Source organism: Corynebacterium sp. UMB2355A, assembly GCF_033877495.1.
GTDB lineage: Bacteria > Actinomycetota > Actinomycetes > Mycobacteriales > Mycobacteriaceae > Corynebacterium > Corynebacterium pseudogenitalium.
The window spans coordinates 1,971,732-1,994,156 of record NZ_CP138855.1 but is presented as its reverse complement, the minus strand read 5'-3'; the positions used below and the strand labels follow the sequence as shown (position 1 = coordinate 1,994,156).

Here is a 22,425-nt window from a genome sequence, read left to right as displayed (position 1 = left end):
AATCCACAGGACCTTTGGAAGACTCACACTAGAACCCGATCCATTCCTTAGGGACAGTCACACTGAAGCGTAACAAGCTCGGTCTACCGAGCACCAGGTATGCAACCTGAAGCCGATGGAATAGCCTCGGCAAGATATGAAGAAAATGACCCTCTACCTGCTTAAACAAGTAGAGGGTCAGTGGAGCCGCCGGGAATCCACTATCAGGCAGCATTACCCCAGCTAGTTGACGTGCAGGCCGTGCAATATCCAACACCGTGCAATATACGTGCAATATCAACCCGAGGAGCGGCCCCATGAACACCACGAAAACTACCACCAGCCCGGCGCGCCGGGCATCCAAACAACACCCACCACTACGCCACTTCATCCACCACGAGGAGGCAGACGGCACTATCCATTACATGTGCGGCCTAGTGCGTGCACCAGGCACTGCAACCAAGGGCACCCACGCAGATAAGATGAACTGCCCCGCCTGTGAGGCAGCAGCACACCTCTGGGAGGTAATGCCATGACCACTCACCAACTCCCCCGAGACGATCAACCAGGCGACTACACCGGCTGTTGGAACCAGGTCTACATCCAAACGGTCTACCCCGACACTGCCGCAGGGGTGTGGCACTTCTCCATGCCCAACAGGCTGCGCGGCTCCTACTGCGGCACGTTTAACCGCGTGTGGGGCTGCGAGCTACGAGGTGCGCGACTACGTACACGCCGGGGTGGTATCCTCACGATCAGCCCACAGGGCGCAACCGTCGGGCAGATCCTCAACAAACTTGCCCGCTGGGAGTTTAAGGGGCAGCTACTTGAGTTCTGCCCCAACTGTCTCGGTATGGCTCGGGCAGAAGCTGAACTGATCAGCCAACCAAAGTACCGGCTACGTGGGCTGCTCAGACAGCTTGAGGGCACCAGTACCCCACCGGCGTAAGTTCAACCGCTTAGACGGCAAAATTCACCAGGCGTTTTACCGAACACCCCGGCCCGGTAGTGTTGCTGTTCGTGGAGGGTACGCCCCACGCGGGCACGGGGTTACGCGTTAGTACGGAATCCCGTACTAACAACACCTGGTACGCCCCACGCGGGCACGGGGTTACGGTTTCCCGAATTCGGGAAACTCGAAAACGTGGAGTACGCCCCACGCGGGCACGGGGGCTACTCAATTGGTGAATTTCACCACTTTCCTCCATCTCATCGCGTACACCCAACCAGCCCGCCCCAGCAGCAACACCCCCCCGGTAGCCTCGGAGAGAGAGAAAACCTGACTGGGGGCGCAGTGCTGAGACAGGCACGGGAGGTGCCTAAGATTATCGCCACCCCCGCCTTATAGGTATCCGTTTTCCACACCCCAGACCCGTGCAAACTTTGCCGGGGAGAAAACGGGGGTTGGGCGTAGGCATCCCCCGCTGTGGCGCGCCGGGGAGCCACCCCCACCCCCTCCTACGGCAGGAGTGTACAGGCACCTGTCCTAAATGTCCTAGGTGTCCTAGTGCTGGTCACAGCGTTTTTCGCATGTCCTAGGTAGTGTCCTAACTGTCCTAAGTCACCCCGGTAGCTAGGACACCTAGGACGGGGTTAGGACACCCCGGCAAGCTAGCTACCTGCGTTAGGACGCTAGGACACCTAGGACACTTCACCCTTAGACACCACGGCATCGAAGTTCGGGCCGCGCCGCAACCAGTTACGCACCCGCCGCCCCTCCTCAGTCTTTTCGGCGACCACAGCCCCGGCAAGCTCCAACTCCCGCACCGCCATATCAAACTCATCACGATAGCGCCGCGCGCCGTTACGCAACGGGGACTCTGCCACCCATCCATCATCAGCGCGCAACGCGCCCAACACGTCCCGGCGCGCCTTAGCAACCTTGCGTACTTGCCGTTGCTCCTCTGCCGCATCCCGGCGCTCCATGCGCTCTGCATCAGCCTCAACGCGCTTGCCAAACAGGTGCTCCTCCGCAGCCGCAACCACATCCGAGGAGTACCCCATCAGCGCCTTAGCGCGGGCGTAATCATCCTCAGTCACATAGTTTGAGCTACGCAACAGGGCAATGCCTGCCGCCAACTTGAGTACGGTCTGCATCCCGTGCCCACTACTGCCCGGGGCAGGCCCATAGATCAGCTTTTGCTCCTGCCCACCACACACACTGTGCGCAATCTCGGGAGCAAATTGCATCGGCTCCCCACGAAGCAAAGAATCTGGCACCTCCACCCGCAACGGCTGTACCTGCGGGTACTCACCACCGGGCGTACGCGCCGGGTCTACCAGCTCGGTGAAGATAAAACGGTGGCGCAGCCCGTCATCATCGCCCTCTAGGAGGTAGCCAACCGTGTCAGGTTGCGCACCTACCCACATGCACGCTCGGTAGGTATCGGCGGGGATAAACGTGTTGTCCGCTTTATTGTTGGTGGTAAGCACATTGCCGCTGTACATGTTCAGGATGTGCGGGCGCAGCGTACTGCCCTGCCTGCCTGCCAACTGCCTAAACAGCCCCACCTCGGATACACCGAACAGCACGGGCTGTGCCACCGGCTCCTCCTCGGTAGCTTCCAATGCTTTCAGCACCCCCTCCCCCGAGCCAATACCGGCATCTTTCGGTGTAAGTTGCTTGCCACCGCCGTGCACGATTACGGCACGTCGCGCGCAACGCATCAGGCGATCTTTCCCCATCCCGGGCGCACCCATCAAACACAAAAACATGTTCGGAGAAAACGGCCCAAGACCAGCATCCAAGGTGACACTACCCGGGGTGCAGGCAAGCGTATACAACGCAGCCGCTTCCAACAGTGCTATTGGTGGGAGGTAGTTTGCGCGGGCGTAGTCGCGCACACGCTCAAGTGCGGCACCGGCACCACCAAACACCGACTGTTCTAACTGCCGCCACTGGTTTTTAGACGGGTAGACAGAATGAATTACCGACTCCACGACTGCACCCCCTTATCGGGCGCATCGGTACGCGGGCGCAGCGGATCACGGTGCCCACTGGCAAGCGGAACACAACGCAAACCAGACTCCCCACGCAGACGGTACCCCCGGCGCACCTCCTGTACCTTGCGGCGGGCACGTACCCGCAACACAGCTTCACGATCAATCATGCCCACGGCCGCACCCCCAACCCGGCGCGGCGCATCAGCCGATACAGCGGCGGCAACAACCGGTTACACACTGCGGCAACCTCCACATCCGAGGCACCCGCAGTAGCGCACAACGCTTCACCTGTGATCTCCAAGGCGCGCCGGGCACGCAGCCCAACCAGGGCATCAGCCAGCCCGCACACATCACTCCACACAGGCGCGGGGAACTGCGCACTAGTCGCGTCCAAAAGCACGCCAGCTACGTTGCCCGAGGCAAGCACACCGGCACGTTGTAGATCACTGCGCACCCGATCCGGCGACACAGGCGCATCACCCTCCCCCGCCTCAACCAGGCGGCGGGCAGCTTCTACCGTTGCGGCGTAGATCGTACGGGCATCTTGCGCGTACAGGTCTGCCTCCTCCAGCTTGCGGCTTAACTCAAGCACCTGTCGCGCCGGGGCGTAAAGAAGCCCGCGCAACAGGGCTGTTTCCGTTGAAGCGTTGTACCGCTGCCAGGTATCATTGTCGGTGACTGCCTGCCCCCGCGTAGTCTCTGGCACCCGCTCCCCTGCAACCGGGAGTTGGGTGCATTCTTTCGTGTTGGTCACTTTGCACCCCCAGCCCGGTGAGGGAACAGTTGGTGCACGCCGGTAGCGCAATCGCCTGGTGAGCTTGGTTCATCTGCGGCTGCGCAATCGTAATAGCCCGGCGCGATTACCTCCGAGTAGGCGCGGTTGCGCAACTCCACGGGCCACCCCTCTAGTGCTGCTGCGAGCACCTGGTGGGCAATGCCCAACAGATCACCCCGAGACGCGGGTACCTCAACTGCGCTGCCGTCTGCAAGTTCCAAGTGGAGGCGGTAGGCGGCTACATCCAAGTTGGTGCGCGGGCTGCGCTGGCACCACACCTCAAACTGCCCGGCTGGCTCCATATCGTCCTGGTCGGTGGGGTATTCATCTGCCCATAGTGCGCGGGCGGCTACTTTCTCCCATGCTGCGGTAGCCATTACTTCACCCCCTCTGCCCATGCATTAGTTGGGGTGAACAGTGCGTCTACATCCTCGGGGCGTAGACGGATAGCACGCCCGGCGCGGTAGGCGATCAGGGAACCATCTTCAATGCGGCGGCGCAGTGTCCGCTCGGTGAATCCTGTACGTTCAGCTGCCTGTTTCAGCGTCTCGTAACGCTGCAAAGTGTTATTAGCGGTTGCCGTTTTGGACACGACAAACACACCTCCCAAATTCGGAGTGAGTTTGCCTATACCGCTAAGTAGGTCATTGTGTCTACGGTATCAACCGAGAGCGTGTACCAATCACACTAACACAGTTGTCCGCTCAGTTCCGGCGTTGTCACTCTTTAGGCAGTTCAATCTCATTGCGAGGAGAATAAACGCCCATATCGTTCTCCACTTCCTCCACGCTCAGGCACGCTTCACTGTCTTTGCATACCAAAAGCCCCGGTGGATTACCGGCCTCAAAAACTGGTGGGTGCTTCTCTAGTTGCCGCCACAATTCACTATCTGTAACTTGCCAAACATCCCGCTTACCGCAGACTCCGATGTAGCCCGGCGAGCTACTTGCGCGCACGTCCTCGGGTGCCTCCCTCCCAGGTTGTAGCCCCTTAAGCCCGCCCGCTGGTGAAAAGCCAACATCATCGGGACCATCCCCCATGAGCATAAACTCCGGGTCTACATGCCGGTAGGCAAAAAACCACCAGGTCTCAAACATGTACCCCGGCTTCAAGTCTCTGAGAAAAGTAAACGGCCCCCACGGCTCCGGCCGCTCGGGGTAAATTCCCCCCTGGTCATTGGCCTCAAGTACCGGGGCGTTTACGAGGAGGTACCCATCGTCATCTAGTTCACCAAACTGCACCGGCTCTTGTGGGTGAAGCATCCTCACCGGGTACGCAAAACCTAGGAGTTTACGGCACTTGCGGCATCGGTAAACCACTTTTGCGGTACGCCGAAACCTGCTCTTATCTTCCTCTGTCAGTTTCCGTACCAGGTTCTCCTCCGGGTCGGGAATACCGTTGTACATCCACTGTTTAAAATCACTTGCCATTTAAGCCTCCTCTACTGCCTTGCCCGGCGCGCCGGGCACCGTAAGTGTTGCGTTTACTTTTTCCATCAGCGTGCTGGTGCGCTCAGCCCGCACCTGCATGTAAACCTTGGTGATCGTGTCCATATCGTCCTGCCCGAGCAACCGCCCAATCTCTTTCAGGTGCGCACCCTGCTCTGCTAGCCGGGTAATCAACCAGTACCTGCCCGTGTGCGGGTGCACCCGCTTAGTAACCCCCTGTGCATCCTGCACGCGGTTGAGTACCGAGCGGTAGGAGGTATCCATCAACATGCGGCCCGTGCTGGTGGTGGTAAACAGGCGCAGCTCCACCTCCCCCTCTGCCACCTGCACAGTGGTTGCGCTTGCCGGGGCGTAGTGATTGAGGTGATGCAGCATCAGCGGCACATCCACGGCCATAATTGGCACTGCCCGCTGCCCCGCACTGGTCTTAGGGGGCTGCACCACCATCTGAATACGCCCGTCTACTTTGAGGCGTTGCGCGTTGCGGCGCACATGCACCGTTACCCGAGGCAGGTACGGCCCCGAGTAGGGCACGGGCGGGGTGTAGTCAACCTCCACATCCTCCACGGCTACCGCTAGGGCTTCACCAATACGCAGCCCGTGATGGAGCATCAGCGCGGTAATCGCCCTGTAGCGCGCCGGGGCGTGCTCAATCAGCGTTGCAAGCTCCTCATCGGTGGGCAGGTACTTCTCCTCGGGGTTAACCCGCTTAGCACCCTCCCGAATATCCACCGGGTTTTTGTCAATCAGTTCACGCCGTACAGCTTCATCCATTGCCGCCTTAAGCCGTTTGTAGGCGTGCTGGTTGCGCTGCAACGTGTCAGGGTAGGCGCGGCGTAGACCATCCCACCAGGCATACACCTGTTGCTTAGTGAGTTCACGAATAGGCACACCCCGCAGCGCGACCACATCAGGCTCCTCATTCCCGGGCGGTACCGGCTCGGTAATGCGGTTGCGGGCAATGTCTCGGTAGTTCTGCATGGTGGACGCTCGGGGTGCATCGGCGCGCAGTTCGAGGATGTTGTGGTACTCATCTATCCATTCCCCCACAGTAAGCGCTGCGCGCTTCTCTGCCTCCTCCCGGCGTGCTGGTGGTGTCCACGCGTCTAGATCAATCAGGCGGCGCTCTGCGGCCAACCATGCTTCAGCCTGCCCGCGAGTGGGGAAAGTGTGCGGCGCTTTGTGTGTTGCCATATCCGGCCCGGCGTAGGTTGCTTGCCACCGCCCGCTCGGGAGTTTTCGGCGGCGGCCCCAATCCGAGCGCGCCTGTCGTTTCTTAGTAGCCACTGGTGCGCTCCTGGTATTGCACGGGCCTAGTTTCGTGCAATATACGTGCAATAGCAGGGTACAAAAGTGTCCGCTTGTGACATCTCATGACCACATAGTAGCATTGCCACTACCTGCACAAACAAAAGAAAACCCCCGATCAAAACAACCGAGGGTTTTCCCACTAGGTGGAGCCGCCGGGAATTGAACCCGGGTCCTTCACCACCGCGCCAGGGCTTCTCCGTGCGCAGTTCGCGCACTGCCTCTGCTCGGCCCTCCGGATCAGGCAAACATGTCCGGATGACGGGCCCAGTCAGTGAAAAATGTCCCTTCCGACGCCCCACTGACAAGGCCGGAAGGCAAGCCCCCTAAGTCGACGCCAGGTACCGGGTCGGGGGCATCCCCGGCCTGACGGACACGCAGGTCGCTGAACCTTTCTAATTAGGCAGCGAGGGCGTAGTCACGCTGAGAGTTCTTCTCTGCGTTTATTGGTTGCTACGACGCTTACGGTGGTCTCTAGCCTGCACCGGCACGCTTCCCCTGGCTTAGTCGATGAAGTCGAAACCAGAATCGACCCCTCGTACTACGGGAACCGTAGAAGCACCACCCTAGCCGACGAGTATGCTCCCGCGCAAGGGCCCCGACCTAGGCGGTTGGGGTGATGCGCAGGAATTCGACCACGGCATCCGGGCCGGCGTCAACGGCGAGGCGTGCGGCCTTCGCCACGGACTGTGGCGTCATCTTCGGCCCGTTGGTGTCGCCGTGGAGCATGTCGGTGTCGCTGCGTCCTGGGTGCAGGGAGGTCACGCGCACGGCTCCGGCTTCCTCCAGGCGGAGGGAATCGGTGAAGCCGCGCAGGCCGAATTTGGAGGCACAGTAGGCGGAGTTGCCGTCGATACCAAAGAAGCCGGCGCCGGAGTTGATGGTCAGGATGAGGCCGTTGCTGCGTCGCAGCGCGGGCAAGAGCGCCTTCGTGAGCAGCATTGGTGCGATCACGTTGACTTCCATGGTGCGACGCAGGTCGGCCTCGGTAAGGTCGGTGAGGCGGGCGGGCGTCATGACGCCTGCGGCGAGCACGAGCACGTCGAGCTCTTCAATGTTCGACGCAGCCTCCGCCACAGCGGCGCTGTCCGTCAGGTCAACCTCGAAGGGCTCCGCGCTGGGCAGTGCGCTGACAACCTCGGAGGCGTCGCGGGAGGCGCCGACGTAGACGTGGTGGTCGCGGCCAGTTCCTCGGCGATCGCGCGACCGATACCTCGGGAGGCGCCTGTGACCAGTGCTTTCTTCATGAAGTTTCCTCCTTAGGCTTTGATGCCTTTGAACTTCCGGCCGAGGTCGCGGGCGATTTCGCGGTCCTCAGTGCGGCGTTTGATGGCTTGGCGCTTGTCGTAGTCCTGCCTACCTTGCCCCAGGCCGAGCTCCACTTTCGCGCGGCCGTCCTTGAGGTAGAGCGAGAGCGGGATGAGGGTGCGGTTGCCGTCGCGAAGCTTGCCCTGCAGGGAGTCGATTTCGCGGCGGTGCATGAGCAGCTTGCGGGTCCGGCGTGGAGGGTGGTTCGTCCAGTGCCCCTTGGAGTACTCCGGGATGTGCATGTTGCGCAGCCAGACCTCACCGTTATCGATGGTCGCAAACGCCTCGACCAGCGACACCTTGCCTTCGCGCAGCGACTTGATCTCGGTGCCGACGAGCACGATGCCGGTCTCCCAGGTGTCCAGGATGTTGTAGTCGTGGCGCGCTTTCCGGTTGGTCGCGAGGACCCCGGTGTTGCTCAGCTTTTGTTTCTTCTTCTTGCCCATAGGCGTTCCACCCTACTACTTCCGTACATAGCTGCGCAGTGCCACCTGAGCTGCGAGGGCGCCAATGACGACGGCCCCAAGTCCGACAAGCGGCATCACTGTCATGACGGCGGAGTCCGGAACGCGGGCGACGAGTTGGGAGGCGTAGAGGTCACCGAGGATCGGGTCGACGAGCGAGCGCTTCCCCACCCACGCCAACACGGTGGCAAGCACCGCACCGATCAGCACGGAGAGCACCGCTTCCAGCACGAATGGGGCCTGGGTGAACCAGCGGGATGCACCCACCATGCGCATAATGGCGATCTGCTCGCGGCGGTTGTACGCGGCGAGCTGGACCATGTTCACAATCAGGAACAGCGATGCCAGTGCCTGCGCCGCGGCGACGACGAAGGTCACGTTGCGGAAGGTGTCCATGGTGCCCGCGGCCTCGCGTACGGTGTCGGCCTGGTCGCTGACCATGGCAACCTGCGGCATGTCACGGATGGCGTCGATAGGTGCGATGTCGGACGGGTCCTTGAGGCGCACGTGCAGCGCGGCGGGCAGCGCGTCCGGGGAGGTTTCGCGCACGAGGTCCGGCTCGGAGTCCTGGAAGAGCTCCACGAAGCGTTCGTAGGACTGCTCGCGGGAACGGAAGGTCACCTGTTCGACGCGGTCGTCGGCTTGCAGGGTGTCGCGGACCTCGCGGCAGGCCTCGGAAGAGCAGTCATTATCCTCGGCGGAGATGGTCTCGTCGAGCTCCACCATGACTTCGACGCGGTCGAGGTAGAGGTCCTTCGTCGCGCTCGTCGCCTGCGAAATCAGGATGCCTGCGCCGACGAGCACGAGCGAAAGCGCGGTGGTGATGATGAGCGCGATGGTCATGGTGAAATTGCGCCCGAGGCCGCGGAGGCCTTCGCGGAAAATGAAGTTCCAGTTCATGCTTATCCCCTCACGGTTCCGTAGACGCCGTTGGCGTCGTCGCGAACAAGTTTGCCCAGGTGCAGTTCCATGACGCGCTGGCGCATCTCGTTGACGGCGCGTGCGTTGTGGGTGGACATCACAACGGTGGTGCCAAGGCGGTTGATGCGCGCGAGTAGCGCCATGATCTCGTCGGAGGTTCCCGGGTCGAGGTTGCCCGTGGGCTCGTCGGCGAGGACGAGTGGGGGCTTATCGACGAACGCTCGCGCGATCGCGACGCGTTGCTGCTCGCCGCCTGATAGTTCGTGTGGCATGCGGTTCGCTTTCGCATCCAGTCCGACCAGCTCGAGGGCCTCTGGTACCAGTTTTGCGATGCGCTGCTTCTTCTTCCCGATCACCTCGAGCGCGAACGCCACGTTGTCGTAGACGCTCAGCTTGGGCAGCAGCCTGAAGTCCTGGAAGACGTAGCCGATGGACTGACGCAGCAGGTTTACGTTGCTGCCCTTTAATGCGTTGACGTGGAAGTCGTCGAAGTAGATATCCCCCGAGGTCAGGTTTTCCTCACGGATCATCAGCTGAAGCAACGTCGACTTGCCGGACCCGGACGGGCCGATGAGGAAGACGAAGTCGCCGTCGGCAATTTCGAATGAGACATCGTCGAGTGCTGGGCGTGTGGACGTCGGGTAGACCTTCGTCACGTTGGAAAAAGTGATCACCCGCTACACACTACTACTTCTTCTGTTACTCCTGTGACTGGAGTTGCTCCATGCGCCAGCGGATACCGGCCTCCAAGAAACCGTCGATGTCGCCGTCGAGCACCTTCTGCGGGTCCCCCACCTCGTAGTTCGTGCGCAGGTCCTTCACCATCTGGTACGGGTGCAGCACATAGGAGCGCATCTGGTTGCCCCAGCTTGCGTTGCCGCCGGCACCCAGGGCGTCCATCTCAGCCTTTTCTTCCATGCGTTTCTTCTCTAGGAGCTTGGACTGCAGCACGTTGAGCGCGGACGCCTTGTTCTGGATCTGAGATTTCTCGTTCTGGCAGGTCACCACGATGCCGGTTGGGATGTGCGTGATGCGCACCGCCGAGTCTGTGGTGTTGACCGACTGCCCGCCGGGACCCGAGGAGCGGTAGACATCCACGCGAATCTCGCTATCGGGGATTTCAATCGAGTCGGTGTGTTCGACCACCGGCAGCACTTCTACCTCAGCGAACGAGGTCTGGCGTCGCGCCTGGTTATCGAACGGCGAGATGCGCACCAGGCGGTGCGCGCCCTGTTCGACAGAAAGCTGACCGTACATATATTCCCCGTGCACCACGAAGGTCGCCGACTTGATCCCGGCTTCCTCGGCGTAGGAAATGTCGTACACGTCCACCTTGTGGCCGTGCTTCTCTGCCCAGCGGATGTACATGCGCATGAGCATCTCGGCCCAGTCAGCAGCATCAACACCGCCGGCGCCGGAGCGGATGTTGACGACGGCCTCGCGCTCGTCGTACTCGCCCGACAGCATCGTCTGCACTTCCAGGGAATCGACGTCCGCTTCGACGGCGTCGAGCTCATCGTCGGCGAGCGAAGGATCGCCTTCCTCTTCGGCGAGTTCGTACATGACGGGGAGGTCGTCGATACGCGAGCGCAAGCTCGTGACTTTCTTCAGGCGAGCCTGGACGCTGGAGAGCTCCGAGGTGACCTGCTGCGCGTGGGCGGGGTCGTCCCAGAGGCTCGGGTCGCCGGCTTGCTGCTCGAGTTCTTTGATGCGCAGGGCCATTTCGTCGAGGTCCATGACTTTTTCGATGGTGGTCAACGTGGCGTCAATACGTTTGATTCGAGCGAGCGTCTCCGGTTGCATACCGTCGAAGTCTAGACGACGCTCCACAAATCGCGCGCACAGCCCCATAATGGGTACATGACTTCTTTCATTGAGCAACATCGCGACTCTGATGACGCAACACTGGCCGCCGCGCTAGTTGAGCATGCTGGCTCGCTTGCGCTGCGAATGCGGGAGGAAGGCCTTTCGACGGATTACAAGACCTCAATTTCTGACGTGGTGACGGAGGCGGACCGTGCCGCCGAACGCTTCGTCGCGGAAACGCTCGCCGAGCTGCGCCCACACGACGGCGTCCTCGGCGAAGAGGGTGCTTCCAAACATGGCGATTCCTCACGGACGTGGGTAATTGACCCGGTTGATGGCACCTTTAACTTCACGCAGGGCTCCGACTACTTCTGCTCGGCGCTCGCGCTGGTAGAGGGCGACCCCTCGGACCCTGCGCGGATCCTGATTGGCGCGGTGCACCGCCCGGCGATGAATACGACGTGGCTTGCCCACGATGGCGTCGCGACGCGCAACGGCGAGCCATTGCCCGACCTCGAGGCGGCGTCGCTGGCCTCGCAGGGCCTGGTGACGTACCTGCACCCGACGTTCATGCGCGATGACGCCATCCGGAACGCGTGGTTGCGCGCGGTGCGCGACGCGGCGACGATCCGCATGTGGGGCGCTGGCTCCGTCGACCTGTCCAATATCGCTAGTGGCCAGCTGGGTGGGTGGCTGCAGCACTCCGTCGCCGATTGGGACTGGCTGCCGGGCAAGGCGCTCATTGAGGCAGTTGGGGGCGTGGCAAAGAAGGTGCCTGCGGGCGGGGTGACCTGGTGCGTTGCCGGAAACCCACAAATTGTGTCGGACATTGAAGCTAGGCTTACTGAGCATGACGAATCTTTATGACGATGACCTCGCCCTTGCCCTCGAACTCGCAGATGCTGCCGACGCGATCACGCTCGACCGCTTCGAAGCGTCCGACCTGAAGGTGAAATCAAAGCCGGATATGACCCCGGTTTCCGACGCCGATGTTGCTGTCGAGGAGGTGTTGCGTGAGCGCCTCGCCGAGGCGCGTCCAGGCGACTCGATCGTTGGCGAAGAGTTCGGCGGCGAGACCGCCTTCGAGGGCCGCCAGTGGGTCATCGACCCGATCGACGGCACGAAGAACTTCGTTCGCGGCGTTCCCGTGTGGGCGACGTTGATTTCACTGCTTGTCGACGGCCAACCAGTCCTAGGCGTCGTCTCTGCCCCAGCGCTTGCGCGCCGCTGGTACGCGGCCCAAGGCTCGGGCGCGTGGCGGACGTTTAACAAGGGCAGCCTGAAGCGCCTCGAGGTCTCCCATGTGAGCGAGCTTGCGGATGCCTCCCTGGCGATGTCTTCGCTTGAGGGCTGGAAGGCACGTGGCCTGCAGGAGAACTTCATCGCACTCACTGAGCGCACCTGGCGCCTGCGCGGCTACGGGGATTTCTTCGGCTACTGCCTGGTGGCCGAGGGCGCCGTCGACATCGCGGCAGAACCGGAGGTTTCTGTGTGGGACCTCGCTGCTCTGTCTGTCCTGGTCACGGAGGCCGGTGGCACGTTTAGCTCACTCAACGGTGAGCCTGGACCGCACGGCGGCGACGCGATCGCCACGAACGGGCTGCTGCACGACGCCGCCCGGAAGGTAATCGGCGTCTAAGCCGCCGCAAGCGTTTTAGTCCTACGGCAGGCGGAAGCCGTTGTCCAGCGTGGACAGCACCGCGTCCATCCGGACCGCGCCCGTCGGCGCGTGAATCACGCCCTGCAGCGGGCTGTGGCACGAGACATCGAACGGCGATGGGAGCACCCCGCCGTTCAGGATGCCGACGAGGCGGTCGCCCACCACTACGGGTGCGCCCGAATCACCCTGCATAGCGCAGGTGTGGGAGATGTTCATGGACTCCCAGTCGTGCAGCGTCACGCCGCACGTCCTGCCGGAGGCCACGCCCTGCTTGCACACCACGTTGCCGGGCTTGATCGGCTTGCTGCCGAGGTGGTTGATGTGGACGCCGTTGTAGGAGCGGGTCACCTCCGCGTTCGAGCCCAGCTCGATCAGTGCGTAGTCGAGGTCCCGGTTGACCTCCACGATGGTGCCGGAAGGCCCGACTTGCCAGGAGTCGGCGGAGGTGACGGCGTCGCCAACTTCACCGCAGTGCCCGGCGGTCAGCGCGTACTTGTGCCCTTTATCGTCGTGGCCCGCCACGGCGACGGTGCACATTGATTCGGTGCCATTGGTGCGCTTCACGTAAATCGGGGTGCTGGGCCCGTAGAGGGAATTTCCCCGAGTGAGCGCTTGGTTCGAGGCCTCCGGAATCCGCGGGGCGTCGTGGAAGGAACCGGGCACGCGGTGCAGCACGTAGTCGGTCCAAGGTTTTCCGGCGAGTAGCTTCGAAGCGGCGTCGCTACGCCAGACATAGTTTGGGTCGACGTTGCCCTCGTACTCCGAGCGCACCTGCGCTATTGCCGGTGGCGCGAGCCCCACCCCTGCGACCGCGATTCCAACCCCAGCAACGAGCGCACACACTCGGCGAAGCAACATAGGCACCCTTCCACTCCAACCACAGACGTTTCTTGAGTACACAATGCCACCTTTTGCCCTAATTTGCCCCATCGGCACGGCAGCCAGCACAAAAGGTGTGGGTGCGGAACTATGCTCAAGCCATGCGCCTAGAAGAAAAGTTCACGCCGTTCCTACAAAGCCTGGAAGCTCACCGCGGTGAGCTAGAGAATTTGTACAAGTGGTTCCACCAGAACCCCGAACTATCCATGCAGGAGTTTGCTACCTCCGCTCGCATTCAGGAGGAGCTGGAGGCGCTCGGCGTCGAGGTGGTGCCCGTCGGCACAACGGGGCTCGTGGGCGTCGTGCGAAACGGCGACGGCCCAACTGTCGGTTTCCGCGCCGACTTCGACGCCCTCCCAATCAAGGAAGAAACGGGGCTTGAGTACTCGGCTTCCCCGGAGCTGGGCATCATGCACGCCTGCGGCCACGACATGCACACGACCGCACTGTTGGGTGCGGTTCGCTTGCTGCAGGAAAATACCGACGCGTGGAGCGGCACCTTCCTTGCCATCTTCCAGCCTGGTGAGGAGACCGGCGCTGGCGCCCAGGACATGGCCGACGCGGGGCTAGCCACGAAGGTACCTACCCCCGAGGTAGTGCTTGGCCAGCACGTGGGACCGATGCTGCCGAACTACGGCCTCGGCGCACTACCAGGGCCAGTGTTTGCTGCGGCCGAACAGACGAAGGTCACCATTTACGGGCAGGGTGCCCACGGCTCGCAACCACACAACGGCATCGACCCGGTGGTGATCGCGGCAAGCATTATCACTCGGCTGCAAACGATCGTTGCACGCGAAGTAGACCCGCAGGACATGGCCGTAGTCACGGTTGGCGCGGTCCACGCGGGTAACTCGGCGAACACGATCGCCGCGACGGCCGAGATTTCCGTTTCCACGCGCGCGTTTACCTCCGAGCTTTCGGAGAAGCTCAACGCCTCCATCAAGCGGATCGTTCGTGCAGAGTGCGAGGCCGCTGGCACGCCAAAGCCGCCCGCGTTCGAGCGCATCGGTGGTGCACCGGAGTTCCACAACGACGAGGCGACGGCCGACACTGTCATGACCGCGTTCCGGAAGAACTTCGACGAGGTGGGCGACTTCGGCAGGCTTTCCGGCTCCGAGGACTTCCCCACGATTGGCAACGCGTTCGGCGCCCCGTACTTCTACTGGTTCTTGGGCAGTGTCAAAGATATCGACGGCGCCCCTTCGAACCACTCGCCGTACTTCGCCCCTGACCTGCAGCCGGTGCTTGACAGCAGTATCCAGGCCATCTTGGTCTCTACGTCTCCGTGGTTGATGCGAGGGTAGGCCTGCCGTACGCTTTCGTTGCATGCGTACCGTAGAGCAACAGCAACGTACACGGCTCGTCGTCCCGGATATCGCGCGGGGTTTGGCGCTGCTCGGCATCGCCGTAGCCAACGCGATTTCGTACTGGCTCACTCCTTTAAGCACAACCGTGACAGGCGAGCACCCAGGCACGGTGGCTGACCAAGCCGCGACGGTCTTCGCGGCGATGTTCGTGCACGTCCGTGGCCTGCCGATGTTCTCAACGCTCCTCGGCTTCGGCTTCGGTCTGGTCGCGGCGAGTCTGGCACGCAAAGGGTACCCGGCCGGTGCTGCCCGGCGCGTGCTGGCGAAGCGCTACGGGATGCTCGCGCTCTTTGGCCTGGCACACATGTGGCTGCTGTTTAGCGGCGACATCATGTTGACCTACGGGCTTATTGGTGTGCTGATGGCGATGTTCCTGCGCGTGCGCTCGGGGGTGCTCTACGTCATTGCTGGCATCATTCTGGGACTGTCGTGCATTGTGTACTCGCTGGTTGCGGTGTTTTTCTATGGAACACCCCTGGACCTTGCAACGCCGGCACCGGATGCTAGCTCCTTTGCCACGTACTTTGCCGGGAACCAAGAGTTCGCGATCTACATGTTTTTCTCGCAGCCCCTCGTTGTGATCCAGCTGGGCGCGCTTTCCCTGATTGGTTTTGTGTGGGCGCGTGACGGCGTGCTCACTGACGTGAATGAGCACGCGCGGACGCTGTGGATTTGGGTAGCGGTGGCCGTCGCTGTCGTTGTTGCGATCGGCATCCCACTTGGGCTTGCACAGCTGGGCATCCTGCCTGCGTCGACAGCGGCATTTTGGTCAATTTTGAACCAGAGCTTCGGGATGCTCACCGGACCGGGCATCCTGGCTGCGTTCGCGCTGGCAACGCAGCACTGGAACCAGCAGCCACCGCGCTGGACGATGCCGATGATCGCCCTGGGGAAGCGCTCCATGTCCGGCTACCTTCTGCAGACGTTCGTGTTGCTTCCGACCGCGGTACTGATCGGCTACTCGTGGCTGCCGGGTCTCGGGGAGCTCCGCCCAATATTGCTCGGGACCGCGGTGTGGCTGCTGTCGGTGGCGCTCGCCGCCCTGCTTGAGCGCATGGGCAAGCAGGGCCCGTTCGAGTCGCTGCACCGCCGCCTCTCATACGGCCCGACGCGCCGCATCGAACCATACTCAGATCCTGCGAGTGGAAAGGCCCTCCCGCAATGAGCACGCACCGAATCCAAGTAGCACCGCTTTCGGAGCTCACCTCGCTCGAGGCGTTCGAACTATTCAAGCTCCGCGTCGACGTCTTCGTCGCCGAGCAGCACTGCCCTTATCGGGAACTCGACGAGCAGGACGCGCACCCTGACACGCTGCACCTGCTCGCGTGGAACGGTGCGGTGTTGGAGGGCTGCGCCCGCGTCTTTCCCACCGCAACGGGTTCCCAGTTTGGCCGTTTCGTCGTCGCCCCGGCCGCTCGCGGCACAGGCCTGGGCGCGCAGATCGCGCGAACGGGCATCCAGCTCACCGAGCGCTGGCCGGGCGACCTGATCGTCGAGGCACAGTCTGGCCTGGTCCCCTACTACGAGCAGTTCGGCCTTGTCGCCGAGGGCGAGGAGTTCCTTGACACTGGAGTTCCGCATCGTGTGATGCGTCTTCGTCGCTCATAAATATTTTTCTAGCTTTTCCTAAGGTTTCGCGCTAGTCTCATTCTGTCAGATCATTGATTATTTGAAAGGAAGCTCCATGCGCGCAATCTCTGCAGCTCTTGGTTCTGTTCTCGTCGCAGGGCTGGCTCTGACCGGCTGCAGCTCCACGGATGAGCAAACCCCACAGGCACAGTCCGACTCCGCCATCACCATCGATAACTGTGGCACCGAGGTCACCGTTCAGGGACCGGTCCAGCGTGCGACCACGCTCGAGCAGGGCGCAACGGACACCCTGCTGTTGCTCGGCGCCAAGGATCAGATTGCAGGCTACGGCCACCAGAAGGACCTGCCACCAGCTGGCTTCTCCCTCGACGGACTGAAGGAAGTCAGCCCGTCGGTGCCGAACTCGGAGCAGCTGCGTGACGCGGACACGGACTTCATCTTCTCCCCGTTCGACGAGAACTGGCGCGCCGACGCCGCAGGTACCCGCGAGGAGTGGGCAAAGCTGGGCGTCGCCACCTTCAACCCGAACAGCGAGTGCCCGTCCTACGGCGACAACAAGGGCAAGGACTCCTTCCAGCTGATCGCGAAGGACCTCGAGGACCTGGGCAAGCTCTTCGGCCGCGAAGAGGAGGCGAAGAAGCTCATTGAGAAGCAGACCTCCGAGCTGGAGAACGCAAAGCAGGCGCCTGAGGGCACCACGTTCATGCTGCTCTACTCGTCTGTTGGCGGTTCCCCGTACGTCGCTGGCGGCCCGTCGATCGTCACCAACATGGGAGAGCGCACCGGCATGAAGAACGTCTTCGCCAACCTGGATGAGGAGTGGCCGCAGGTGTCGTGGGAGGCCGTCGCCGAGGCCGATCCGGACGTGATCATCCTCGCGGACCTGCCTGGCCGCGGCGAGCCGGGCGATAAGTGGGAGGAGAAGGTCGCAGACCTCGAGTCCACCCCGGGCACCAAGGAGATGAAGGCAGTCAAGAACAACATGTACATTGTGGTTCCTGGCGTCGCCACCTCGGCTTCCGCTCGTTCCTACGAGGTAGTGCAGAACATCTCGAAGGCAATTGACGACGGCCTCTTCGACGGAGCAGCCAAGTAACTGTGAAGAAGACCGTCACTGTTTCAGCCATCGCGTTAGTACTGCTGGTACTCGCGATGGTTTGTTCTATTCCGATTGGCTCAAGCTCCCTGAGCTTTACTGAGCTGCGGGGGATTTTTGATCCGGCGTTGCCCGCCCCTTCCCCGCTGCGCATGTCCATCCTGACCGAGCTTCGCATCCCTCGCATCCTGATGGCTGCGATGGTCGGGGCGATCCTCGCGGTGTGCGGTGTGGCGATGCAGGCCATCACCCACAACGACCTCGCCGAGCCGTACCTGCTGGGTATTTCCTCGGGCGCGTCGACGGGCGCTGTCGTGGCTATCCTGTTCTCAACCTGGCAGTACGGCATCATCGCCGGTGCAGCGGTGGGTGCGCTCGTGTCCTTCGGCATGTTGATGCTGCTGCTGCGCAACAGTGCGGCCGACGCCGCACGTGTGGTGCTGACCGGTGTGCTGATTGGGTTCCTGTTCCAGTCGTTGACCTCGCTGATCGTTACCGCGTCCGGGAACGCTGAGTCGACCCGCGGCATCATGTTCTGGCTGCTCGGCGTGCTCAGCGCCGCGCGTTGGTACACCGTGATCGCGGTGTTCATCGTCGGCACGCTCGGCACGGTGGCGTTGTGGATGATGTCGCGCTACCTAGATGCGCTCTCCCTCGGTGATGCGACGGCGTCCACGATGGGCATTCCGGTTGTGGCGTTGCGCTACGCGGTGTTGGTGGCGGTGTCGCTCATGACGGCGGCTACGGTCGCGTCCGTCGGCGCGATCGGGTTTGTGGGCTTGATTGTTCCGCACGCTGTGCGCATGATGTCCGGCCCGCGGCACGCGAGCTTGATCCCGATTTCCGCGGTGGTCGGCGCGATCACGCTTGTGGTTGCCGACGCCATCGCTCGCGCGCTGTTCGCCCCGCAGGAACTGCCTGTCGGCGTGATCACCGCGCTCATCGGCGTCCCTGCGTTCTTCTTGATCCTGCGGAGGAAGCACTGATGTTAGAAGTCAAGAACCTTGAAACGGGCTTCCCCGGTACGACCATCCTGAGCGGCATCTCGTTCGAACTCGACGCCCCGTCCGTCATCGGGCTCGTGGGCCCGAACGGCTGCGGCAAGTCGACGTTGCTCAAATCCATCGCCGGGGTGCACCCATTCACAGGCGATGTGCTGTTCGACGGCAAGCCGCTGCGCGACTACCCTCGCACCGAGCGCGTCCACGTACTGTCCTACGTTGCGCAGCACTCTGGCGACAAGATCCCGCTGACCGTGCGCGAGGTGATCCAGCTGGGCCGCAGCGCCGGCCGCGGACCGTTCGCGCAAGCCCAGCCGGAGGACGAGGAGATTATCCTTCACGCCCTGCGTCACGCGGACCTCGAGGGCATCGTGGACCAGAAGATGTCGGAGCTCTCCGGCGGCCAGATCCAACGCGCCATGGTTGCGCGCGCGATGGCGCAGCGTTCAAAGGTGATGCTGCTGGACGAGCCGACAAACCACCTCGACCTGCATCACCAGTACAAGCTGATGAACATGCTTCGCCACCTGTCCCGTGAGCACAACACGGTGATCGTGCTGGCGATTCATGACCTGGCGCTCGCCGCTCGCTACTGTGACCGCCTCCTACTGCTGCACGATAAGCAGCTCAAGGGCAACGGTGCGCCAGACGATGTGCTTACTCCGGCGGTCCTTGAGAATGTTTTCGGTGTGAGCGGTAACCTAGACCGAGATAGCCAGGACATCCCGGTGCTGCATATTTCCCATCCGGTGTAGTGAATTTTAGGATTCCAGAAAGGTTTCAGTAGTGGCTCAGTCAGTAGATTTCCCCCATTGGACCGGGATTTTCAAGATCCTCGGGGATCAAACCCGGTTGACGCTGCTTGCTGCGATTCACCACGCCGGCCAGCACAAGCTGACCGTGACCGAGCTCGCGGAGGTCACCGAGCTTCGTATCGCAACCGCGTCCGCCGCGCTACGCGCGATGGAGAACAACGGCACGGTGTCCTCGAAACGAGACGGCCGCAGCATCTATTACGCCATCGCGGACAATGACATCCACGAGCTGTTGCACTGGATAGGTGCGGGCCATGCCCACGAACATGGACATGGCCCGGATTCGGCCGATAGCAAGTAACTAGTACTGGCGCAGGTCGATCGGCCCCTGGCCGCGCGTCTCGGCACGAACCACGTTCGCTGCCGCCTTGATGATACGCATCAGGTCCTCCGTCCAGTCAGCAACCCCGCGCAGCACGAAGCCTGGCACTTCGGTCTCTGTGACCGAAGCGCTCGCAGTGCCCTTGCCCTCCAGGGAGTTGCGCACTGCATCCCGGACCTTCTCCAGCAGCTCCGGCGTCATGTTCGGGTCGATGCAGATCGCCGTTGCGAAGTGGGTGTGCTGCCCCAGGAAGGACTCCTTCACGTCGTTGAAGAGTTCCTTCGTCGGCTCGATGCGCACGTTGTCCACGACGGCCAGCTTGCCGTCGACACGAACGACGTTACGCAGGTGCGCCTGCTCGTACAGGAACTGGCGACCATCCGGCGACCAGCCCGGCGTGACGATGTCCGACATGAACAGCTGCGACTCCGCGTCCATGTTGACGGTAATTTGCTGGCGGAAGTCCGCCTCCCGGTACAGGATCAACTGATCCGGGATGTACTCCATCACGGCGTTGCCGTGCAGGGTGAACTCCACGTTCTGTACAACGTAGTCGTCCGGGGTGCGGTACACCTTCGCCGCGGACTGGTCAGTCAAAAGCACGGACGCGTCCGGCTCTACTTCGACTTCCATCCGGTACACGTCCCCACCAACGTATCCCCCACCGGGGTTCGCGATGGTGTAGTAGACCTGCCCGGAATCATCCAGGTAGTGCGGGCGGATGATCTTGAACGCACCCTCGTGGTACTGCCGTTTCGCTACGGACTTGGTACCGCCAATGCCGATACCAAGCTCCAGTACACCAGTTTCCTCATGCGGCGGTTCGTGGGTGAAGACCGCGCTTGACTCGCCCCACATCAAGCTACGCCTTGGTGTCGAGATCTTGCATAAGCACATCTCGACGAATCCACTCGATGACCTGGTCAAGGCCCTCGTCGGTCTTGAGGTTGGTCAGCACGAACGGCTTGTCACCGCGGAACTTCTTCGAGTCGTCGGCCATGACCTGCAGGTCCGCGCCAACGTACGGAGCGAGGTCCGTCTTGTTAATCACGAACAGGTCGGACTTGATCATGCCCTGGCCTGCCTTGCGCGGAATCTTCTCGCCCTGCGCAACGTCGATGATGTAAATCGAGAAGTCAACGAGCTCCGGGGAGAACGTCGCGGACAGGTTGTCGCCGCCGGACTCCATGAACACCAGCTCCAGGTCCGGGTGGCGGTTCAGCAGCTCCTCGTAGGCGGCCTCGTTCATCGAGGTGTCTTCGCGAATAGCGGTGTGCGGGCAGCCACCGGTCTCAACACCAATGATGCGGTCCTCTGGCAGCACGCCGTCGCGAGCCAGGATGCGGGCATCCTCGGTGGTGTAAATGTCGTTGGTAATCGCGGCCATGGAGATCTCTCCCTCCAGGGCGCGCGTAATACGCTCAATGAGCTGCGTCTTACCGGAGCCGACAGGGCCACCGACGCCAATCTTGATTACTGACATACTTCTATCTTCCTTCCAAGTTTTAAGACATAAACATTCGCGAGTGCAGGAACTCGTGTTCCATCTGCGCAATTTCCATATCCGGTGCCGCCACACCCAAGTCGTGGATCGTGTGCTCCATGGTCACCGCGGCGTAGCGCGACACCCAGTCATACACGCCAACCAGCAGACGCTGGCCCGCGTCCTGGCCGAGCGGGATCGCGCGGATCGCGTTCTGCACCATCGAAGTCGCAAGCTGCATGAGGTACGCCTCGACAGCGGTGTACTCCTCCACGCCAGCGGCGCCGAGCACCAGCCCGAACGCGATGCCGGGGTTGCCCTTGTACTCACGGGCCGCAAGCCCGCGGTCGTACTCGGTGACGAGCGCATCGTTGGCGTCGACAATCTTGGCAACCTTCGACATGCGCCGACCCATCGACTGCATCGCGGCGCGCAGCTCCTTCGGCGTCTGCGTCGCATGCACCAGGGCATCGAGCTCAGCGAGCTTTTCGACGCGCTCCGCCTCCGACAAGCCGGACTGCTGCAGCTCGATGGCGAACCTGGCCGCCAGGGCGTCATTAAACGTGGCCTGGTACAGGTAGCCGCGCAGCCACGTCGCGAACGTGTCGGCGTCGCGGATGACGTCACGCTGCAGGTACGTTTCCATGCCCGCGGAGTGCGCGAAGCCACCAGTTGGCAGGGCGGAGTCGGTGAGGTGCCAGACGACGAGCTGGCTGCGATTAGTGGGTATGCTCTGCATGACGGAACGCCTTTGGCATCACGTATTCACCGCGGTGGTAGGACACACCGGTGTGCTGGATATGGTGCTCGACGGTGTGGTCGTACCGCACAACCATAACGTCCTTGTCGAATGCATTCTCACCAGCGGCGAAGAACTGCGCCTGGAGGTGACGGTTACCGAGCGCGTGAGCGACCTCGAGGGCCTCGCGGATAGTCGCCGGTTCGATCACCAGGACGTCGGAAGCTGCGATCTTTGCGACGATCAGTTTGTCCCCCTCGCGGGCGAGAATGTCGCCGTCGACAAACTCGCGGAAGTCGTTGTTGAGACGGATGCCGAGCTCGGTGCCTTGCTCGGTGGTCACGCGCTGGATGCGCTTGACACGGGACTCGTTGTCGAACACGACGTAATCGCAGTTCGACGTATCAATACCCTCGGTGGTATTCACGTTGCCGAGAATCTCAGTAACGATCATGTTGCGATAAGTACCTTTCGTTTATTTTGTGGTCGCAGAAAATAAAAAGCGAGCTGAGGCAGCGTCT

General features: G+C 61.9%; 29 protein-coding genes and 1 other RNA gene. 11 read left to right on the top strand and 19 right to left on the bottom strand.

Annotation, left to right across the window (positions count from 1 at the left end):
* Positions 1-296: 296 nt before the first annotated feature.
* Positions 297-515, top strand: a complete 219-nt coding sequence (locus R0V12_RS09445) for a hypothetical protein (protein WP_320072528.1) — start codon at positions 297-299, stop codon at positions 513-515.
* The gene (locus R0V12_RS09440; RefSeq protein ID WP_320072527.1) at positions 512-928 is read left to right on the top strand and encodes a hypothetical protein; all 417 of its coding nucleotides are present in this window, start codon (positions 512-514) and stop codon (positions 926-928) included. Before R0V12_RS09445 ends, R0V12_RS09440 begins: the two co-directional genes overlap by 4 nt.
* A 692-nt stretch (positions 929-1,620) precedes the next feature.
* Here the strand turns inward: R0V12_RS09440 and R0V12_RS09435 are convergent.
* From R0V12_RS09435 to prfB, 14 genes are all read right to left on the bottom strand, one after another.
* A complete protein-coding gene (locus tag R0V12_RS09435) occupies positions 1,621-2,919 on the bottom strand; it encodes a hypothetical protein (protein WP_320072526.1) in 1,299 nt (432 codons plus the stop codon).
* The gene (locus tag R0V12_RS09430; protein WP_320072525.1) at positions 2,907-3,089 is read right to left on the bottom strand and encodes a hypothetical protein; all 183 of its coding nucleotides are present in this window, start codon (positions 3,087-3,089) and stop codon (positions 2,907-2,909) included. The genes R0V12_RS09435 and R0V12_RS09430 overlap by 13 nt, the downstream gene beginning before the upstream one ends.
* Positions 3,086-3,676 (bottom strand): hypothetical protein, encoded by a 591-nt coding sequence (locus R0V12_RS09425; RefSeq protein WP_320072524.1) that lies wholly within the window; start codon positions 3,674-3,676, stop codon positions 3,086-3,088. The genes R0V12_RS09430 and R0V12_RS09425 overlap by 4 nt, the downstream gene beginning before the upstream one ends.
* Entirely contained in the window at positions 3,673-4,074 is a 402-nt protein-coding gene (locus tag R0V12_RS09420; RefSeq protein WP_320072523.1) for a hypothetical protein, read from the bottom strand. The genes R0V12_RS09425 and R0V12_RS09420 overlap by 4 nt, the downstream gene beginning before the upstream one ends.
* Positions 4,074-4,289, bottom strand: a complete 216-nt coding sequence (locus tag R0V12_RS09415) for a helix-turn-helix domain-containing protein (protein ID WP_320072522.1) — start codon at positions 4,287-4,289, stop codon at positions 4,074-4,076. The genes R0V12_RS09420 and R0V12_RS09415 overlap by 1 nt, the downstream gene beginning before the upstream one ends.
* A gap of 127 nt (positions 4,290-4,416) precedes the next feature.
* The gene (locus R0V12_RS09410) at positions 4,417-5,127 is read right to left on the bottom strand and encodes a hypothetical protein (RefSeq protein WP_320072521.1); all 711 of its coding nucleotides are present in this window, start codon (positions 5,125-5,127) and stop codon (positions 4,417-4,419) included.
* Positions 5,128-6,432 carry a site-specific integrase gene (locus R0V12_RS09405; protein ID WP_320072520.1) on the bottom strand — a complete coding sequence of 435 codons (1,305 nt, stop codon included), beginning with the start codon at positions 6,430-6,432 and terminating at the stop codon, positions 5,128-5,130.
* A gap of 165 nt (positions 6,433-6,597) precedes the next feature.
* Positions 6,598-6,989: a transfer-messenger RNA gene (gene ssrA / locus R0V12_RS09400) on the bottom strand.
* A 67-nt stretch (positions 6,990-7,056) separates the two neighbouring features.
* A complete protein-coding gene (locus R0V12_RS09395) occupies positions 7,057-7,548 on the bottom strand; it encodes an SDR family NAD(P)-dependent oxidoreductase (protein ID WP_320073021.1) in 492 nt (163 codons plus the stop codon).
* Positions 7,545-7,700, bottom strand: coding sequence for a hypothetical protein (locus R0V12_RS09390; protein WP_320072519.1), 156 nt, complete (start codon positions 7,698-7,700; stop codon positions 7,545-7,547). The genes R0V12_RS09395 and R0V12_RS09390 overlap by 4 nt, the downstream gene beginning before the upstream one ends.
* A gap of 12 nt (positions 7,701-7,712) precedes the next feature.
* Positions 7,713-8,207, bottom strand: coding sequence for an SsrA-binding protein SmpB (gene smpB, locus R0V12_RS09385; protein WP_070362877.1), 495 nt, complete (start codon positions 8,205-8,207; stop codon positions 7,713-7,715).
* A 15-nt stretch (positions 8,208-8,222) separates the two neighbouring features.
* Complete coding sequence (gene ftsX, locus R0V12_RS09380) at positions 8,223-9,125, bottom strand: permease-like cell division protein FtsX (protein WP_256000959.1); 903 nt, start codon at positions 9,123-9,125, stop codon at positions 8,223-8,225.
* Between the two features lie 2 nt (positions 9,126-9,127).
* Entirely contained in the window at positions 9,128-9,820 is a 693-nt protein-coding gene (ftsE, locus tag R0V12_RS09375; protein WP_256000960.1) for a cell division ATP-binding protein FtsE, read from the bottom strand.
* A gap of 25 nt (positions 9,821-9,845) precedes the next feature.
* The gene (gene prfB, locus R0V12_RS09370) at positions 9,846-10,949 is read right to left on the bottom strand and encodes a peptide chain release factor 2 (protein WP_256060182.1); all 1,104 of its coding nucleotides are present in this window, start codon (positions 10,947-10,949) and stop codon (positions 9,846-9,848) included.
* Positions 10,950-11,006: 57 nt separating this feature from the next.
* On the opposite strand from prfB, the gene R0V12_RS09365 reads away from it, so the two are divergent.
* Entirely contained in the window at positions 11,007-11,819 is an 813-nt protein-coding gene (locus R0V12_RS09365) for an inositol monophosphatase family protein (RefSeq protein ID WP_070362880.1), read from the top strand.
* Positions 11,803-12,591 (top strand): histidinol-phosphatase, encoded by a 789-nt coding sequence (gene hisN / locus R0V12_RS09360; protein ID WP_320072518.1) that lies wholly within the window; start codon positions 11,803-11,805, stop codon positions 12,589-12,591. The genes R0V12_RS09365 and hisN overlap by 17 nt, the downstream gene beginning before the upstream one ends.
* A 21-nt stretch (positions 12,592-12,612) precedes the next feature.
* Here hisN and R0V12_RS09355 read toward each other — a convergent pair whose 3' ends face one another.
* Positions 12,613-13,470, bottom strand: a complete 858-nt coding sequence (locus R0V12_RS09355) for a S1 family peptidase (RefSeq protein WP_256042083.1) — start codon at positions 13,468-13,470, stop codon at positions 12,613-12,615.
* 122 nt (positions 13,471-13,592) lie between these two features.
* Between R0V12_RS09355 and R0V12_RS09350 the strand changes: the two genes are divergently transcribed.
* The 7 genes from R0V12_RS09350 (at position 13,593) to R0V12_RS09320 (ending at position 19,661) form a co-directional block, all read left to right on the top strand.
* On the top strand, positions 13,593-14,795 hold the full coding sequence (locus tag R0V12_RS09350) for an amidohydrolase (RefSeq protein ID WP_256000965.1): 1,203 nt from the start codon (positions 13,593-13,595) through the stop codon (positions 14,793-14,795).
* 22 nt (positions 14,796-14,817) lie between these two features.
* A complete protein-coding gene (locus R0V12_RS09345) occupies positions 14,818-16,023 on the top strand; it encodes a DUF418 domain-containing protein (protein WP_320072517.1) in 1,206 nt (401 codons plus the stop codon).
* Positions 16,020-16,466 carry a GNAT family N-acetyltransferase gene (locus R0V12_RS09340; RefSeq protein ID WP_070362884.1) on the top strand — a complete coding sequence of 149 codons (447 nt, stop codon included), beginning with the start codon at positions 16,020-16,022 and terminating at the stop codon, positions 16,464-16,466. The genes R0V12_RS09345 and R0V12_RS09340 overlap by 4 nt, the downstream gene beginning before the upstream one ends.
* 76 nt (positions 16,467-16,542) lie before the next feature.
* On the top strand, positions 16,543-17,544 hold the full coding sequence (locus tag R0V12_RS09335) for an ABC transporter substrate-binding protein (protein ID WP_070975995.1): 1,002 nt from the start codon (positions 16,543-16,545) through the stop codon (positions 17,542-17,544).
* A gap of 56 nt (positions 17,545-17,600) precedes the next feature.
* Positions 17,601-18,530, top strand: a complete 930-nt coding sequence (locus R0V12_RS09330) for a FecCD family ABC transporter permease (protein WP_083329483.1) — start codon at positions 17,601-17,603, stop codon at positions 18,528-18,530.
* Complete coding sequence (locus tag R0V12_RS09325) at positions 18,530-19,300, top strand: ABC transporter ATP-binding protein (protein WP_070362887.1); 771 nt, start codon at positions 18,530-18,532, stop codon at positions 19,298-19,300. Before R0V12_RS09330 ends, R0V12_RS09325 begins: the two co-directional genes overlap by 1 nt.
* Before the next feature lie 31 nt (positions 19,301-19,331).
* Positions 19,332-19,661: an ArsR/SmtB family transcription factor gene (locus tag R0V12_RS09320; protein ID WP_070362888.1), complete on the top strand. Its 330-nt coding sequence runs from the start codon at positions 19,332-19,334 to the stop codon at positions 19,659-19,661.
* Here R0V12_RS09320 and R0V12_RS09315 read toward each other — a convergent pair whose 3' ends face one another.
* Genes R0V12_RS09315 through R0V12_RS09300 form a run of 4 tightly spaced genes read right to left on the bottom strand, consistent with a single transcriptional unit; the run spans position 19,662 to position 22,358 of the window.
* Positions 19,662-20,540: an urease accessory protein UreD gene (locus R0V12_RS09315; protein WP_070476968.1), complete on the bottom strand. Its 879-nt coding sequence runs from the start codon at positions 20,538-20,540 to the stop codon at positions 19,662-19,664.
* Positions 20,541-20,544: 4 nt separating this feature from the next.
* Positions 20,545-21,165 (bottom strand): urease accessory protein UreG, encoded by a 621-nt coding sequence (ureG, locus tag R0V12_RS09310; RefSeq protein WP_070362890.1) that lies wholly within the window; start codon positions 21,163-21,165, stop codon positions 20,545-20,547.
* A gap of 22 nt (positions 21,166-21,187) precedes the next feature.
* Positions 21,188-21,904 carry an urease accessory protein UreF gene (locus R0V12_RS09305; protein ID WP_288858386.1) on the bottom strand — a complete coding sequence of 239 codons (717 nt, stop codon included), beginning with the start codon at positions 21,902-21,904 and terminating at the stop codon, positions 21,188-21,190.
* Positions 21,885-22,358 carry an urease accessory protein UreE gene (locus R0V12_RS09300; RefSeq protein ID WP_288858384.1) on the bottom strand — a complete coding sequence of 158 codons (474 nt, stop codon included), beginning with the start codon at positions 22,356-22,358 and terminating at the stop codon, positions 21,885-21,887. Before R0V12_RS09300 ends, R0V12_RS09305 begins: the two co-directional genes overlap by 20 nt.
* Between the last annotated feature and the right edge of the window lie 67 nt (positions 22,359-22,425).